Annotated in this window: 12 protein-coding genes; 7 read left to right on the top strand and 5 right to left on the bottom strand. The window is 53.5% G+C overall.

What is annotated here, in order from left to right; genetic code table 11:
* The first annotated feature begins 126 nt into the window (after window positions 1-126).
* The 7 genes from ulaG (at window position 127) to glpD (ending at window position 7,408) form a co-directional block, all read left to right on the top strand.
* Window positions 127-1,191, top strand: coding sequence for an L-ascorbate 6-phosphate lactonase (gene ulaG / locus EVX52_RS13425; RefSeq protein ID WP_129991475.1), 1,065 nt, complete (start codon window positions 127-129; stop codon window positions 1,189-1,191).
* 114 nt (window positions 1,192-1,305) lie between these two features.
* A complete protein-coding gene (gene ulaR, locus EVX52_RS13430; protein ID WP_129953834.1) occupies window positions 1,306-2,061 on the top strand; it encodes an HTH-type transcriptional regulator UlaR in 756 nt (251 codons plus the stop codon).
* Between the two features lie 83 nt (window positions 2,062-2,144).
* Window positions 2,145-2,465, top strand: a complete 321-nt coding sequence (glpE, locus tag EVX52_RS13435; protein ID WP_129953835.1) for a thiosulfate sulfurtransferase GlpE — start codon at window positions 2,145-2,147, stop codon at window positions 2,463-2,465.
* 142 nt (window positions 2,466-2,607) lie between these two features.
* Window positions 2,608-3,798 (top strand): PLP-dependent aspartate aminotransferase family protein, encoded by a 1,191-nt coding sequence (locus EVX52_RS13440; protein ID WP_129953836.1) that lies wholly within the window; start codon window positions 2,608-2,610, stop codon window positions 3,796-3,798.
* Window positions 3,799-4,017: 219 nt separating this feature from the next.
* Window positions 4,018-4,851, top strand: a complete 834-nt coding sequence (gene glpG, locus EVX52_RS13445; protein ID WP_129953837.1) for a rhomboid family intramembrane serine protease GlpG — start codon at window positions 4,018-4,020, stop codon at window positions 4,849-4,851.
* Between the two features lie 9 nt (window positions 4,852-4,860).
* On the top strand, window positions 4,861-5,619 hold the full coding sequence (locus EVX52_RS13450) for a DeoR/GlpR family transcriptional regulator (protein ID WP_013573556.1): 759 nt from the start codon (window positions 4,861-4,863) through the stop codon (window positions 5,617-5,619).
* Window positions 5,620-5,896: 277 nt separating this feature from the next.
* Window positions 5,897-7,408: a glycerol-3-phosphate dehydrogenase gene (gene glpD / locus EVX52_RS13455; protein ID WP_129953838.1), complete on the top strand. Its 1,512-nt coding sequence runs from the start codon at window positions 5,897-5,899 to the stop codon at window positions 7,406-7,408.
* Window positions 7,409-7,468: 60 nt separating this feature from the next.
* On the opposite strand, the gene glgP is transcribed toward glpD, so the two are convergent.
* The 5 genes from glgP to glgB all read right to left on the bottom strand — a co-directional run bounded on the left by glgP (window position 7,469) and on the right by glgB (window position 16,964).
* On the bottom strand, window positions 7,469-9,916 hold the full coding sequence (glgP, locus tag EVX52_RS13460; RefSeq protein ID WP_129953839.1) for a glycogen phosphorylase: 2,448 nt from the start codon (window positions 9,914-9,916) through the stop codon (window positions 7,469-7,471).
* 37 nt (window positions 9,917-9,953) lie between these two features.
* Window positions 9,954-11,390 carry a glycogen synthase GlgA gene (glgA, locus tag EVX52_RS13465; protein ID WP_129953840.1) on the bottom strand — a complete coding sequence of 479 codons (1,437 nt, stop codon included), beginning with the start codon at window positions 11,388-11,390 and terminating at the stop codon, window positions 9,954-9,956.
* Window positions 11,391-11,461: 71 nt separating this feature from the next.
* Window positions 11,462-12,739, bottom strand: coding sequence for a glucose-1-phosphate adenylyltransferase (gene glgC / locus EVX52_RS13470; protein WP_129953841.1), 1,278 nt, complete (start codon window positions 12,737-12,739; stop codon window positions 11,462-11,464).
* A gap of 17 nt (window positions 12,740-12,756) precedes the next feature.
* Complete coding sequence (gene glgX / locus EVX52_RS13475) at window positions 12,757-14,781, bottom strand: glycogen debranching protein GlgX (RefSeq protein WP_129991476.1); 2,025 nt, start codon at window positions 14,779-14,781, stop codon at window positions 12,757-12,759.
* Window positions 14,781-16,964, bottom strand: a complete 2,184-nt coding sequence (gene glgB, locus EVX52_RS13480) for a 1,4-alpha-glucan branching enzyme (protein ID WP_129991477.1) — start codon at window positions 16,962-16,964, stop codon at window positions 14,781-14,783. Before glgB ends, glgX begins: the two co-directional genes overlap by 1 nt.
* Between the last annotated feature and the right edge of the window lie 189 nt (window positions 16,965-17,153).

A 17,153-nucleotide genomic window follows, 5' to 3' on the forward strand; every position in this document is an offset into this window, starting at 1 on the left:
AACCCGCTTTAAAATCATTGTCACAATGAATTTTCAATGATAACTTTCGCACAAATAAATCACATTTAATCATTAAATGATTTATTGTGATTCGATTTTCAAAGCAAATTCAAATGAGGAAATATTATGAGCAAAGTAGAAACGATCAGCCGTGAGTCCTGGATCCTCAGTACCTTTCCGGAATGGGGCACCTGGTTAAACGAAGAAATCGAGCAGGAAAAGGTCGCACCGGGCACGTTTGCCATGTGGTGGCTGGGCTGCACGGGGGTCTGGCTGAAATCAGAGGGCGGTGCGAATATTTGTGTCGATTTCTGGTGCGGCGTCGGCAAGCAAAATCACAGCAGCCCGCTGATGAAAACCGGCCACCAGATGCAGCGCATGGCCGGTGTGAAGAAGCTACAGCCGAATCTGCGCACCACGCCGTTTGTGCTCGATCCCTTTGCGATCAGGGAGATCGACGCAGTGTTATCCACTCACGATCACAATGATCATATTGATGTGAACGTCGCCGCTGCCGTCATGCAAAATTGTTCTGCCGACGTGCCCTTTATCGGCCCGCAAACCTGCGTGGACTTGTGGATGAGCTGGGGCGTACCGGCAAACCGGTGCATCGTGATGACGCCGGGCAAAGTGGTGAGAATCAAAGATGTGGAAATCCACGCGCTGGATTCTTTTGACCGCACGGTGCTGATCACCCTGCCCGCCGGCCAGAAAGCTGCGGGCGTATTACCCGACATGATGGATCAGCGTGCAGTGAATTATCTGTTCAAAACGCCGGGCGGAAACCTGTATCACAGCGGCGACTCGCACTATTCCAACTACTATGCCAAACACGGCAATGAGTACCAGATTGACGTGGCACTCGGCTCGTACGGCGAGAACCCGCGCGGCGTGACCGACAAAATGACCAGTGTCGATATGCTGCGTATGGCGGAATCACTGAGAACCAAAGTGGTGATCCCGTTCCATCATGATATCTGGTCTAATTTCCAGGCCGATCCCCAGGAAATACGTGTGCTGTGGGAGATGAAAAAAGACCGTCTGAAATACGGCTTCAAGCCCTTTATCTGGCAGGTAGGCGGCAAATTCACCTATCCGGATGATAAAGATAATTTCGAATATCATTACCCGCGTGGTTTTGACGACTGCTTTAGCACAGACACGGATTTACCGTTCAAATCCTTCCTGTAAGACATCTTTCTAAAAGGCGGAGGCAACAGACTCCGCCTTTTTATTAACAATGTAATTGCCATTACTGCTCGTTTATAATCACGCGGTAATCACCTATTTACCTGCGGAGCCACCATGACTGAGCCACAACGCCATAATGCCATTCTCGATCTGCTACAACGCCAGGGGCAGATTTCCGTTGCCGATGTGATTGATCAATTTGATATTTCACCGGCCACGGCGCGTCGTGACATTACCAAGCTCAATGAACTGGGGAAGTTGCGTAAAGTGCGCAACGGCGCGGAAGCCGTTAATCAGCCACGTCAGAACTGGACACCGCTGAATATTCACCAGACGCACAATCTCAACGAGAAAATGCGTATCGCTAAAGCAGCAGCCGAACTGTGCCTGCCGGGTGAAAGCGTGGTGATTAACTGCGGTTCGACGGCATTTCTGCTGGGCCGTGAAATGTGCGGAAAAGACATTCAGGTCATCACTAATTATCTGCCGCTGGCTAATTACCTGATTGAGCAGGAGCACGACAGCGTGGTGATCATGGGGGGTCAGTACAATAAAAGTCAGTCCATTACGCTGGCACCTCAGGACGGCGACGCCAGTCTGTATGCGGGGCACTGGATGTTTACCAGCGGTGCCGGGCTGACCCCCGACGGCCTGTACAAAACTGATATGCTTACCGCAATGGCCGAACAGAAGATGCTCAATTATGTGGGAAATCTGGCGGTGCTGGTCGACAGCAGCAAAATCGGTCAGCGTGCAGGCATGTTGTTCAGCCGCACCGAACAAATTGATGTGCTGATCACCGGCAAAGAAGCGAACGATGAAATCATCGGACAGTTACGCCAAAAAGGCGTGAAAGTGATCCTGGTTTAACTTTATCCCTTCTCTTTGTCTGGTCTTAGTTGTGCCATTATTGGGTAGAATGTGGGCATCACCTTTTATGAGGCACGACCAGAATGGAACAATTTGAAGCAATCAGCGTAGAACAAGCCCGTAACCGCCTGACAGCTGGCGAAGCCGTGATGGTCGATATCCGCGACCCGCAAAGCTTCGGCGCAGCACATGCACCGGGTGCCTGGCATCTGAGTAACGACAGCCTGCCTGAATTTATTCAGCAGACCGATGCCAAAACACCGGTGCTGGTGATGTGCTATCACGGTATCAGCAGCCGGGGTGCCGCACAGTTTCTGATCTCTCAGGGTTTCGAATCAGTCTACAGCGTTGACGGCGGTTTCGAAGCCTGGTCAAAAACTTTCCCGCAAGATATTGAAGTCTGATCCTCTCTTTATTTGTCCCTGGCGCAAGCTATAGTCTTTATAACCAGGCTATCGGGTTTGCGCCGAAAATATTCTTAAGCCGAAAAAGCTACCTTTCTCCAGTGTTGATATAATTTCCGCCTACTATCGACAGGATTTCAAGATGAAAAATCTGAACACTTCACGTTCTTTAGGGTTGCGTACGCTCGCCGTTCATGGTGGACAGCAGCCCGATGCTCTGACCGGCGCCATTGCCACGCCAATTACCGCCGCATCGGCATTTTCATACCCGGATTTCGACAGCGGCGCACGCCGTTTCAGCGGTGAAGAGCCGGGCTATATTTACAGCCGTTTCGCCAATCCGACCGTGGCCGTTTTCGAACAAAAACTGGCAGCGCTCGAAGGCGCAGAAACCGCCGTCGCCTGTGCCAGTGGCATGGCGGCGATCAGCGCCACGCTGTTTGCCCTGCTGGTTCCCGGCGATGAAATCATTCATATCGGCACGCTGTACGGCGGTACCGAAGGCGTAGTGCGTAATTTGCTGCCGCGATATGGTATCAAACCGGTTCACGTTGCGAATGTGAATGAACTGGAAGCCGCATTCACCAAAAATACCAAAGTGGTACTGGTGGAAACTCCCGCTAATCCGGGGCTGGATATCGCCGATCTGGCAGAAATCGCGCGTCTTTCCAAAGCGGCCGGTGCGGTCAGTGTGGCGGATAACACTTTCGCCACGCCGTACCTGACACGTCCGCTGGCGCTGGGTATTGATATCGTTCTGCATTCCGCGACCAAATACATCAGCGGTCATGGCGATGCGACCGGCGGTGTGGTGGCCGGTTCGGCGGCGTTGATCACGCCCATCCGTACCCTGAGTCTGAAACAATTTGGCGGTAACCTGAGCCCGTTCGAAGCCAGTTTGCTGATCCGCGGCCTGAAAACACTGCCGCTGCGCGTCGAAGCCAGTTCGCTGAGCGCACAGGCGGTGGCGGAATTCCTCGACAGCCACAGCGCGGTAGACACCGTGTTCTATCCGGGGCTGAAACAGCATCCGGGACACGCCACCGCCTCACGCCAGATGAAACTGTTTGGCGGCATCATGGCCATTGAGCTGAAAGGCGGGCTGAACGCCGCACGGACTTTCCTTGATAAGCTGAGCATTATCACGCAGGCGGTCTCGCTCGGCGACACCGATTCGCTGGCCTGCCATCCGGCATCCACCACGCACAGCGCCGTCGCGCCGGAAGTCCGCCGTCAGAGCGGTATCACCGACGGGCTGGTGCGCATCAGCATCGGTATCGAAGACACCGAAGACCTGATTGCTGATCTGCAACAGGCGCTTGAAGGGCTTTAAGGGCTTGATTTTGCAACACCGTCATCCGGCGGTGTTGCAAAAGACTTCGATCCTCATCACATCACTATAATTTTCTATTCGCAGATAACCGCACAGCATGCCTAAATTCCCCTCCTTTATCCTTCTGACGTTATAATCGACATCCCCCACGCTGGCAGATAAGGTATTGCCCTAAAATGACGGCAACAAATCAAACAATTAGGGAAACCGCTTAACGCTATGGTGCGCATTCTTAATCTGAACAACCCCCGCCTCGCTCAGGCTTTTGTCGATTACATGGCAACGCAGGGTTTTACGCTGACGATGAAACATGAAAGTCAGGAAGTGCAGCTCTGGCTGGAAGATGAATCCCGCCTGGAAGAAGCCGAAAAGCAGGTGGCGCTGTTTGTGCGCGATCCGCTGCATCCGCGCTATCAGGAAGCCAGCTGGAAAACCGGCAAGGCGCAGCCCAATTTGCGGATGTCACATACACCTTTTCTGAAAACCCTGCGCAGCCGCGCCGGCCCCCTGACGATTGGCATGATTGTGCTGAGTCTTGCAGTGTTTATCCTGCAACAGATGGTCGGCGACGAACTGGTGATGAACTGGCTGGCCTGGCCGGACAGTTCACGCGTTTTCCAGTTATGGCGCTGGTTCACTCCGGCTCTGATGAACTTCTCCTTTATTGCCCTGCTGATTAATCTGGCCTGGTGGTGGTATCTCGCCAGCCAGATTGAGATGCATCTGGGCAGCGGCAAACTGTTTACCGTGACTCTCATTTCAGCCCTGATCAGCGGCTGGGGCCAGTCAATGGTTAATGGTTCGTGGTTCGGTGGTTTGTCCGGTGTGGTTTACGCGCTGATGGGTTACGCCTGGCTGACCGGCCAGCTGAAACCGGAAAGTCGTCTGTACGTCCCCGGCGGATTACTGGTCATTTCGTTGATTTTCATGTTCATTGGTTATGCAACCGGCGGCGCGGCCGTGTCGAATGCCGCCCATGCGTTTGGTCTGGGTCTCGGCCTGGTCATGGCATTTGTTGATACGCGCACTCCGCGCAACAAAAAAAGTAAGTAGGGGATTCGGGTGAAACAAACACAACGCCATGATGCCATTATCGATTTAGTTCGCCAGCAAGGCTATGTCAGTACCGAAGAACTGGTGGAACATTTTGCAGTCAGCCCACAGACTATCCGCCGTGATCTCAATGATCTGGCTGAACAGAATAAAATTCACCGTCACCATGGCGGCGCGGCCTTGCCGTCCAGCTCAGTGAATGCGGCATACAACGACCGTAAAGTGATGTGGTCGGAAGCGAAAGCGCGTATCGCCGAACGCGTCGCCAGCCAGATCCCTGATGGCTCAACGCTGTTTATTGATATCGGTACCACGCCGGAAGCCGTGGCACACGCACTGCTTAACCATAAAAATCTGCGCATCGTGACCAATAATCTGAACGTTGCGACACTGCTGACGGCCAAGGAGGATTTTCGTTTATTCCTCGCAGGCGGCGAAGTACGTGCCCGCGATGGCGGTATCATGGGCGAAGCAACGCTGGATTTCATCTCACAGTTCCGCCTTGATTACGGCATTCTCGGCATCAGCGGCATTGATATGGACGGTTCACTGCTCGAATTCGACTATCACGAAGCCCGTACCAAGCGTGCCATTATCGAAAACTCCCGCTGCGTTATGTTGGTAACCGACCATTCCAAATTTGGTCGCAATGCGATGGTTAACCTCGGCAAAATGGATCTGATCCATTACCTGTTCACCGACAAACAGCCGCCGGACAGCGTGAAGCAAATCATCGATAAGTACGACGTACATCTCGAACTCTGCTGATTTTCCTGGATTTAGGGAGCGTCGCTCTGGCGCTCCTGCTTTTCTTCCCCCCCATCCGCCAGACCAAAACGAACAATTTCGAAAAATTCCACGCGTAGCAGCGTTCGGTTTCGTCCTCCCTTTACCATTTTGCTCGAAACCGCCACAAAAATGTTACCTCCATCACGCATAATTGTTTTTATTTGGTTAACGCTTGGCTTGTATGTCGATTCTCGATTACAATCATGAGCGAAAACGAACATAAAAGAGCTATTGCGAACATCTGGAGGAAGATGACGTGGAAACCAAAGACTTGATCGTAATTGGTGGCGGTATTAATGGTACCGGCATCGCAGTAGATGCAGCTGGCCGCGGGCTGTCTGTTCTGCTGCTTGAAGCGCAAGACTTGGCCTGCGCGACCTCTTCGGCCAGTTCTAAACTGATCCACGGTGGCCTGCGCTATCTGGAACATTACGAATTCCGTCTGGTCAGCGAAGCGCTGGCCGAACGTGAAGTGTTGTTGAAAATGGCACCGCATATTGCTTTCCCGATGCGTTTCCGTTTACCGCATCAGCCGCATCTGCGCCCGGCCTGGATGATCCGCGCCGGTTTGTTCCTGTACGACCATCTGGGCAAACGCACCAGCCTGCCGGCCAGTAAAAGCCTGAAATTCGGCAGTGATTCTGTGCTGAAGCCAGAACTGACCAAAGGTTTTGAATACTCGGACTGCTGGGTTGACGACGCGCGTTTAGTGGTCGTCAATGCCCAGGAAGTGGAAGCGCGTGGCGGCGAAGTCCGCACACGTACCCGCGTGACCCGTGCATGGCGTGAAGACGGACTGTGGATGGTGGAAGCCGAAGAGATCGATACCGGCAAAACCTTTACCTGGCGCGCCAAAGGTCTGGTGAACGCCACCGGTCCATGGGTAAAACATTTCTTCGACGACGGCCTGAAGTTGAAATCACCCTATGGCATCCGTCTGATCAAAGGTAGCCATATTGTGGTGCCGCGCGCGCACAATCAGCCTCAGGCTTACATTCTGCAAAACGAAGATCACCGCATTGTGTTTGTGATCCCGTGGATGGATGAATTCTCGATCATCGGGACAACCGACGTGGAATATCACGGCGATCCGAAAGAAGTAAAAATTGATGATAAAGAGATCGGTTATCTGCTGAAAGTTTACAACGATCACTTTAAGAAACAGCTGACCACAGAAGACATTGTCTGGACCTACTCCGGCGTGCGTCCGCTGTGCGATGACGAATCAGATTCACCGCAGGCTGTCACCCGTGATTATACCCTCGACGTTCACGATCAGGATGGCAAAGCGCCGCTGCTTTCTGTATTTGGCGGCAAGCTGACCACCTACCGTAAACTGGCGGAACACGCACTGGAAAAACTGGTGAAGTACTATCCGAAAGCCGGCCCGGCGTGGACCAAAACGGCAATACTGCCTGGCGGGAAACTCAATGGTGACCGTGATACTTACAGTGCTAATTTACGTAACCGTTTCAAATGGTTACCGGAACCTCTGGCTCGCCGTTATGCGCGCACCTATGGCAGTCAGACAGAGTTGCTGCTGAATGGCGCAACCAGTCTGGCGTCGCTGGGCGAAGATTTCGGTCACGGATTCTACGAAGCAGAACTGCGTTATCTGGTGGAAAAAGAGTGGGTTTCACAGCTTGATGATGCCATCTGGCGTCGCACCAAACTGGGCATGTGGCTGGATAAAACCCAGCAACAACGCGTTGCTGAATGGCTGGAAACACACAAACAGCAGAAGAAACATTTGTCGCTGGCTTCTTGATTTAATCAGCTCCCCCCCTTCGCAGGGGGAGGAGCTGAAAGTCCCATCTTTATTCCCGTTCTACAACTTCACCGGCTTAATGTTCCAGATCTCATCGGCGTATTCCTGAATGGTACGGTCCGAGGAGAAATAGCCCATATTGGCGATGTTATGTAACGTGCGTCGCGTCCACTCCTCCGGCAGTTTATACAGCTCATCGACTTTATCCTGCGTATCGACATAACTGCGATAATCCGCCAGTACCTGATAGTGATCACCGAGGTTGACCAGCGTATCGAACAAATTGGTATAACGCTTCGGCTCGGCCGGACTAAAGACGCCAGTGGCGATTTGCGTCAGCACCTGATGCAGTTCGGCATCCTGCTCGAAATAGGTATGCGGGTTGTAGCCCTTGCGGCGTAATTCCTCGACCTGTGGCGTGGTGTTGCCAAAGATAAAGATATTCTCCTCACCCACATGTTCGAGCATTTCGACATTGGCACCGTCCAGCGTGCCTATCGTCAGTGCGCCGTTAAGGGCAAACTTCATGTTACTGGTGCCGGATGCTTCAGTGCCCGCCAGCGAGATTTGCTCGGAAAGATCAGCTGCCGGGATAATCAGCTGGGCCAGACTGACACTGTAGTTCGGAATGAAAACGATCTTGAGTTTGTTAGCCACACGCGGATCGTTGTTGATCACCGCCGCCACGTCATTGATCAGCCGGATGATCTGCTTCGCTGCGTAATACGCCGAGGCCGCTTTACCGGCAAAAATCACCGTGCGTGGCACCCATTCGGCGTCCGGTTCTTCGAGGATACGGTTATAGCGGGTGATGACATGCAACACGTTCATCAGCTGACGTTTATATTCATGGATGCGCTTAATCTGCACATCAAAAAGACTTTTCGGATCAACCACGATGTTCAGCTTCTGGGCAATATACAGCGCCAGCCGTTTTTTGTTGTCCAGCTTGGCCTTACGGATTGCCTGCAGGAAGCTCGGATAATCCAGATTCTGCTCCAGTTCCGCCAACTGGCTCAGATCAGAACGCCAGGTCTTGCCGATAGCATCATCAATCACCGCTGACAGCGGTTTATTGGCCAGCGCCAGCCAGCGGCGCGGCGTGACGCCATTGGTTTTATTACAAAAACGGTCAGGATAAACACGGGCGAAATCGGCGAACAGCGATTGCACCATCAGCTCGGAATGCAGTTCGGAAACACCGTTAACTTTATGACTGGCGATCACCGCAAGCCACGCCATTCGCACTTTACGACCGTTGCCTTCATCGATAATCGAGACCCGTGACAGCAGGCCATTATCATTGGGGATCTTTTCCGCCACTTCTTTCAGGAAGTGATCGTTAATCTGGAAAATAATCTCCAGATGACGTGGCAGGATCTTACCGATCATGTCTACCGGCCAGGTTTCCAGAGCTTCACTCATCAGCGTGTGATTGGTGTAAGAGAAAACGTGACACACAGTTTCCCACGCGGCTTTCCACTCGAATTTATGCTCATCGATGAGCAGACGCATCAGCTCAGGGATCGACAGCACCGGATGCGTATCATTGAGGTGAATGGCGATTTTATCGGCCAGATTGTCGTAAGTATGGTGCGTAGTGTAATGCCGGTTGAGGATATCCTGCACGGTTGCCGACACCAGGAAATACTCCTGCCGCAAGCGCAACTCGCGACCGGAATAGGTCGAGTCATCGGGATACAACACGCGGGATACGTTCTCAGAGTGGTTTTTGTCTTCCACCGCCGCGAAATAATCACCCTGATTGAATTTACCCAGATTGATTTCATTACTGGCCTGCGCGCCCCACAAGCGCAGCGTGTTGGTGGCGTCGGTATCGTAGCCGGGAATGACCTGGTCATAGGCGCAGGCAATGACTTCTTCCGTTTCCAGCCAGCGGGTTTTGATGCCTTCATGTTGCACACGTCCGCCGAAACGCACTTTATAACGGGTGTTATAACGCTGGAACTCCCACGGATTACCGTATTCCAGCCAGTAATCCGGCGCTTCTTTTTGCTCACCGTTGATGATGCTTTGCGCGAACATACCATATTCATAACGGATGCCGTAACCACGCCCCGGCAGCGCCAGCGTTGCCAGTGAATCAAGGAAACAGGCCGCCAGCCGCCCGAGGCCGCCGTTACCTAAACCGGGATCATTTTCTTCCCCGATCAGTTCTTCCAGATCAAAGCCCATTTCATCAAGCGCGTTTTTCAGGTCATCGTAAATGCCCATCGCCAGCAGCGCATTGGAAAGCGTCCGTCCAATCAGAAACTCCATCGACAGGTAATAAACCTGTCGTACGTCCTGTGAGGTTTGCGCCCGGTTAGAACGCAACCAGCGTTCCACCATACGGTCGCGCACCGCAAACAATGTGGCGTTCAGCCAGTCGTGTTGTGTCGCAATAGACGGATCTTTGCCGATGATAAACATCAGTTTATAGGCAATAGAATGCTTAAGCGCTTCGACACTGACTGTCGGTGAGTTGTAATTAAACGGTGAAGTCATAACGTTACATTCCCGATCAAGTTAGCTGCGTTCAGGGTCAGGACAGCAGGCGGTTGTACAGGGCAATATATTCCTGTGCAGCCACCTTCCAGCCGAAATCAATACCCATGGCGTGTTGCTGGACGTGTCGCCAGTGTTTCGGTCGGCTCCACAAAACAAATGCCCGGCGGATCGCATTTCCCAGCGATTTCCCCGTTGCTTCTTCAAAGACAAAACCACTGGCTGTTCCGTCGGCCAGATTTTCCAGCGCACAATCGACCACCGTATCAGCCAGCCCACCGGTGCGGCGCACCAGCGGTAATGTGCCGTATTTAAGGCCATACAACTGGGTTAAACCGCAAGGTTCAAATCGGCTTGGCACCATAATGACGTCCGCCCCACCGATAATACGGTGGGAAAACGCTTCATGATAGCCAAGTTGCACGCCAACCTGCCCCGGATTATCTGCCGCTGCCGCCAGAAATGCCTGTTGCAGCACCGCGTCACCCGCGCCCAAAAGCGCTAACTGGCCCCCGCGTTCGAGCAAGTCCGGTAAGGCTTCAAGCACCAGATCCAGCCCTTTCTGGCTGGTCAGACGACTCACAACCGCAAACACCAGACGCGAATCATCAACATCCAGTCCCATCGCCCTTTGCAGATAGGCTTTATTGACCGCTTTGGCGCGTAAATCCTCCGCATCGTAGCGTGCCGACAGCAACACGTCATCACGTGGCTGCCAGATGGCTTCATCGACCCCGTTAAGGATCCCCGTCAGTCGCCCCTGCATTTCACGTTCCAGCAGCAAAGATTCCATGCCGTAACCAAATTCGGGACGGGTGATTTCTTTTGCATACGTCGGGCTGACGGTCGTCACGTGATCAGAATAGAACAGACCGGCTTTCAGAAAAGATATCTGGCCATAGAATTCCAGCCCGTGCATCTGAAAGAACTCGCGCGGGATATACAGCTCATCGAGATGATGTGCACCAAACAATCCCTGAAACGCCAGATTATGTACGGTGAAAATCGTCCGAACGGGCGCATTGCGGGCGCGGATATAGGCGGAACACAGCCCGGCGTGCCAGTCATGAGAATGGACAATGTCAGGCCGCCACTGCGGATCGAAATTCAGGGCCAGTTCACAGGCCATCCAGCCCAGCAGCGCAAAGCGCAGATGGTTATCCGGATAGGCGAACGACGATTGATCGTGATACGGGCTACCGGGACGGTCATACAATCCCGGTACATCAATAATATAAATACCCACGCCATCAAAATAACCCAGTGAAAGGGTGACATCCCCAGCAAAGGTGGCCAGCGTACCAATCACCTGCGTTTCCCCCAGCCCTTTTTTGACGTCAGGGAAAGCCGGAATGAGTACGCGGACATCCGCGCCCTCCGCAATCTGAGCGGCGGGTAATGCACCGGCGACATCCGCAAGGCCGCCTGTTTTTAATAGCGGAAACAGCTCAGAACAAACATGTAAAACCTGCATTCGCGCTCCTGATTATCCCGGTCATCCCGGCGCTCACCAGGATGACGAAAATTCGTATTAATATCGTCTGTTTAAAGCTTCGCCAGCATTGCGCGGGTCACCAGCACTACGCCACCTTCCGAACGGTAGAAACGCCGGCTGTCTTCCTCGGCATTCTCACCAATCACCATGCCTTCAGGGATCTGACAAGCGCGGTCAATGACGCATTTGCGTAAACGGCATGAACGACCGACATTCACATCCGGCAGGATGATGGCCGAATCGATATTGCAGAAAGAATTGACCCGTACCCGCGGGAACAGTACGGAATGCACCACCACCGAACCGGAAACAATCACACCACCGGCTACCAGTGAATTCATGGTCATGCCGTGACTGCCGGAGCGATCCTGTACAAATTTGGCGGGCGGCAGCGGCTCCATATGAGTCCGGATCGGCCAGTCGCGGTCATACATATCCAGCTCCGGCGTGACGGAAGCCAGATCCAGATTGGCGCGCCAGTAAGCCTCCAGCGTACCGACATCACGCCAGTACGGCGGTGCCTCATCGTTTTGCGTGACACAGGAAAGACCAAACGGATGCGCACGGGCAACGCCCTGACGGGTCAGTTTGGGGATCAGGTCTTTGCCGAAATCATGGCTCGACTCTTCACTCGCCATGTCTTCTTCAAGCATGCGAAACAGATAATCTGCATTAAAAATGTAGATGCCCATGCTCGCCAGCGCCATATCGGGATTGCCGGGCATCGGCGGCGGGTCTTTGGGTTTTTCAACGAAACTGGTGATGTGATAATCCTCAGTGACGCCGATAACACCGAATTCACTGGCTTCGGCGCGCGGTACTTCCAGGCAGGCGACGGTACATTCACCGCCTTTCTGCACATGGTCGATCAGCATCCGTGAGTAATCCATTTTGTAGATATGATCGCCCGCCAGGATCACCACAAATTCGGCCTTGTAACGACGGATAATATCCAGATTCTGATAAACCGCATCGGCAGTCCCTTTGTACCAGTGCTCGGTACTGTGGCGTTGCTGCGCCGGGAGTAAATCCACAAATTCGTTCATTTCTTCATTGAGGAAAGACCAGCCACGCTGGATATGCTGAACCAGCGTGTGTGACTGATATTGTGTGATTACGCCGATGCGGCGGATGCCAGAGTTCAGGCAATTTGACAGGGCAAAATCAATGATGCGGAATTTCCCGCCAAAATGAACGGCGGGTTTTGCCCGGGTTGCGGTCAAATCTTTCAACCTTGAACCCCGTCCCCCGGCAAGGATTAATGCCACGGATTTCAGCGGCAACTGTCTTGCCAGCATGACCGGGTCCCGGTTATCTAATGTCGCCATATCTGACTCCTTCATTTTTATAATGACCGGCTCTGTGGAGTGAAATCTTGTAGGACACAGAGGGTTTTTGCTGCCGCCCGCCATTGCGAGCCTTCCATGACACGCCGGGGTTCCTCATCAAAAAGCACGCTGTTGAACGGTGCCACCGGCTGCCAGTTTCCCGACGGCAGGTGCAAATCTACCTCGTGCAGTGAGGCATTAACGATAACCAACCAGCGCTGTGACAGGCAGATTTGCAGCCACTGCTGCGGACCCTGCTCCCAGTCACCGGGACTCATTGGTTGCCCTTGTTGATTCAGCCATTGCACCTCCCCGCTGCCCTCCTGCCACCAGCGGTTTTGCGTCAGTGCCGGAATTTTCCGGCGCAGCGCAATCAGTGCGCTGGCATAGGCCATCAGGCTTTCATCAGCGCTTTCCCAGTCGAGCCAGGTCATCGGATTGTCCTGGCAATAAGCATTGTTATTACCCGACTGGCTATTACCGAGTTCATCACCGGCCAGCAACATCGGTGTACCCTGTGATAAAAACAGCGTCGCCAGCAAGGCCCGCTGGCTGAGACGGCGCTGCTGTAATATGTCATCAGGCGCCTCCAGCCCCTCCTGACCGTGGTTTTGGCTGAAATTTTCGTTATGGCCGTCGCGGTTTTCTTCACCGTTAGCCTGGTTATGTTTGTGGTTAAAACTGACAAGATCGCGCAACGTGAAGCCGTCATGTGCCGTCAGCATGTTGATGCTGGCGTAAGGTTCACGCTGTGCCGGGATGAACGTGTCGGCAGAGCCTGCAAAACGCCCGGCAAACCGACCGAGGGCAAGATCGCCATGCAGCCAGAACTGACGCATATTGTCGCGCCATACATCACTCCATTCGGCAAACGGTGCCGGGAAATTCCCCAGCTGGTAACCGCCGGTACCGATATCCCACGGCTCAGCAATCAGTTTGATTTTTGAGAGAACATCATCCTGCTTAATGGCCATGAACAGCGGTGACTGAGCGGAAAACTCCGGCGTTCTGCCGAGAACTGTCGCTAAATCAAAGCGGAACCCATCAACGTGACATTCGCGTACCCAATAATGCAGGCTGTCGATTGTCCAGGCGATCATCTCCTCATCCACCAGCCGCATTGTGTTACCGCAACCGGTCATGTTGTTGTCAGAGCCGTCGTCGTTGAGCCAGTACAGGCTGGCGTTGTCGATGCCGCGAAAAGAAATAAACGGACCGTCGATATCCAGCTCGGCGCTGTGATTAAACACCACGTCCAGGATCACCTCGATACCCGCCTGGTGCAGCGCTTTGACTGCCGATTTAAATTCATTCAGCGCCGATACACCGCCCAGTCCGCTGGCATAACGCGGATCCACAGCGCAAGGCGCCAACACGTTGTAGCCCCAGTAATTGCTCAGTCCGAGGCGTTGCAGGCGCGGTTCGTCGGCATGATGCTGCACCGGCAACAGTTCTATTGCGGTAATGCCCAGATGCTGCAAGTATTCAAGCATCACCGGATGTGCCAGCCCGGCATAGGTGCCGCGTATGGCGGCCGGAATATGCGGATGCTGGCGCGTCAGGCCGCGGACATGTGCCTCGTAAATCACCGTTTCGCCCCAGGGTTTCGCCGGGGGTTTATCATCACCCCAGTCGAAATTTCCGGCGACCACCACCGACTTAGGCGCAACCACGGCGCTGTCTTTCTCGTCCGGAGCACCGGTGCCGCCGGTGAACCGTGCGTTGTCGAGCAGTACGCCGTCAATCGCGCGGGCGCTCGGGTCAATCAGCACTTTTTTCGGGTTAAACCGGTGGCCCTTTAGGGGATCGAATGGACCGTAAACGCGGTAACCGTAGCGCTGCCCGGCTTTGAGATCTGGCACAAATCCATGCCAGAGGTTGCCGGTTCGCCCGGTCAGGGGCAGATGCTGCTCACTGCCGGTCTCATCAAAAAGACATAACTCCACTTTTTCCGCATGGGCGGAGTACAGGCAAAAATTGACACCGTTATCTCTGAGATGCGCACCAAAAGGCGCGGGCAGACCGGGACCGGGCTGTTTCATTACGCCTCCCTTCGCAAATAAACCGTCGCCAGCGGTGGAATGGTCACGCTGATCGAATGGTCACGCTGATGATGGCTGATATTCTCACTGTAAATATCGCCGCCGTTGCCGACATTGCTGCCACGGTAGTAATGCGAATCTGTATTGAGGATTTCGTGATAGCGACCCGGACGGCTGATACCGATGCGATAATGCTCGCGCGGGACCGGCGTAAAGTTACTGATGACGATCACTTCACCGCCCTGTTCGTCACGGCGGGCAAAGGCGAAAATCGAGTTCTCATGATCGTCGACCACCAGCCATTCGAAGCCACGGGGATTGTAATCCAGCTCATATAACGACGCGTTAGCCTGATAGACCAGGTTCAGGTCGCGTACCAGATGCTGTACGCCGCTGTGCCAGCTGGTCGGATCGTCGAGCAGGTGCCAGTCGAGGCTGGCGTCGAAATTCCACTCACGCCCTTGTGCAAATTCATTGCCCATAAACAGCAGTTTCTTGCCCGGGTGCGCCCACATAAAACCGTAGTAGGCACGCAGATTAGCGAATTTCTGCCAGACGTCGCCGGGCATTTTATCCAGCAAGGATTTCTTACCGTGCACCACTTCGTCGTGCGACAGTGGCAAGATAAAGTTCTCGCTGTAGGCGTAAAGGACGCCGAATGTCATGAGATTGTGATGATATTTGCGGTGAACAGGATCAAGCTGCATATAGGTCAGGGAATCGTGCATCCAGCCCATATTCCACTTGTAATGAAAACCCAGCCCGTTGGCATCCGGTGGCATGGTGACGCCAGGATAATCGGTCGATTCTTCTGCCAGCGTCACCGCACCACCGAGTTCGCGTCCGATGGTCTGGTTGGTGTATTTGAGGAAAGAAATGGCTTCCAGGTTTTCGCGTCCGCCGTAATAATTCGGGATCCACTCTCCGGGTTTACGGCTGTAATCGCGGTAAATCATGGAAGCCACTGCATCGACACGCAGGCCGTCGATACCAAATCGCTCAATCCAGTAAAAACCATTGCCTGCCAGGTAGTTACGCACTTCATGGCGACCGTAGTTATAAATCAGCGTATTCCAGTCCTGATGATAGCCTTCACGCGGATCGGCATATTCGTACAGCGCGGTGCCGTCAAACTGTGCCAGACCGTAGGCGTCGCTTGGAAAATGTCCCGGCACCCAGTCAAGAATCACGTTCAGCCCGGCGTTATGCGCCGCATCGACAAAGGCTTTAAAATCCATGGGCGTACCGAAACGACGGGTCGGCGCGTACATACCAAGCGGCTGATAACCCCAGCTTCCGTCGAACGGATGTTCATTGACCGGCATCAGTTCAATGTGCGTAAAACCCATCCATTTAGCATAAGAAACCAGTTGCTCGGCCAGTTCGCCATAGCTCAGCCAGAAATTATCATCAGCATGACGACGCCATGAACCCAGGTGCACTTCATATACCGAAACCGGCTGATTCAGCGCATTGGCTTTCTTTCTGCTTTCTGAATGCGGCACGACGTCGGGTAATTTCCGTACGCACGAAGCGGTGTCCGGACGCATCTGCGCCTCGAAAGCATAAGGGTCGGCGCGCAGGCTGACCTGCCCGCGGCAGTCGATAATTTCGAATTTATACAGCTGACCTTCGCGGACAGCGGGAATAAAGAGTTCCCAGATACCGTTTTCTCGGCGCTGACGCATCGGGTGCCGGCGGCCGTCCCAGAAGTTGAATTCACCGACCACGGAAACCCGCATGGCGTTCGGTGCCCAGACGGCAAAACTCACCCCCTCGACGCCGTCCAGCGTTTGCAGATGCGCGCCGAGTTTTTCGTAAGGCCGCAGGTGTGTGCCTTCTGCCAGCAGCCAGATATCCAGTTCCTGCAACAGCGTGCCGAAACGGTACGGGTCATCAATCACCTGGAGATTCTCGCCCCAGCGGACCTCCAGCTGGTAACGAAACGCATTTTTACGGCGTGGGATCAGGCCGACAAAGAAACCGCGGTCGTCGTAGCGACGCAGTTCTGCCACCTGTTTACCTTTTTCTACATCAATGACCCAGACCTGATCCGCATCCGGCAACAGGGCACGTACTTCCAGCCCGGCAGCCACAGAGTGCATTCCCAACAGAGAAAAAGGATCAGCGTAGTGGCCAGATATGATTTGATTAATGACGTGCTGATCGGGAAGTACAGACATGTATTACGTCCTATGATTAATTAAATCAATAAATCCAATAAAATCAGTCAAGTATTCAATGCGAAACGTGATCCTAGTGTGCTCCCCTTTTTATCGCCGCTTTGTGATCCGGCTATGTTTCAGTTTTGCCAAAAGGTGCGTGATCACGCTTACGGTCACAATTTCCAAATAAGTGCTTATTTCAGCTTC

Origin of the sequence: Rahnella sp. CFA14(1/10), from assembly GCF_004195095.1 — a bacterium.
In the GTDB taxonomy this organism is placed as follows: Bacteria; Pseudomonadota; Gammaproteobacteria; order Enterobacterales; family Enterobacteriaceae; genus Rahnella; species Rahnella perminowiae.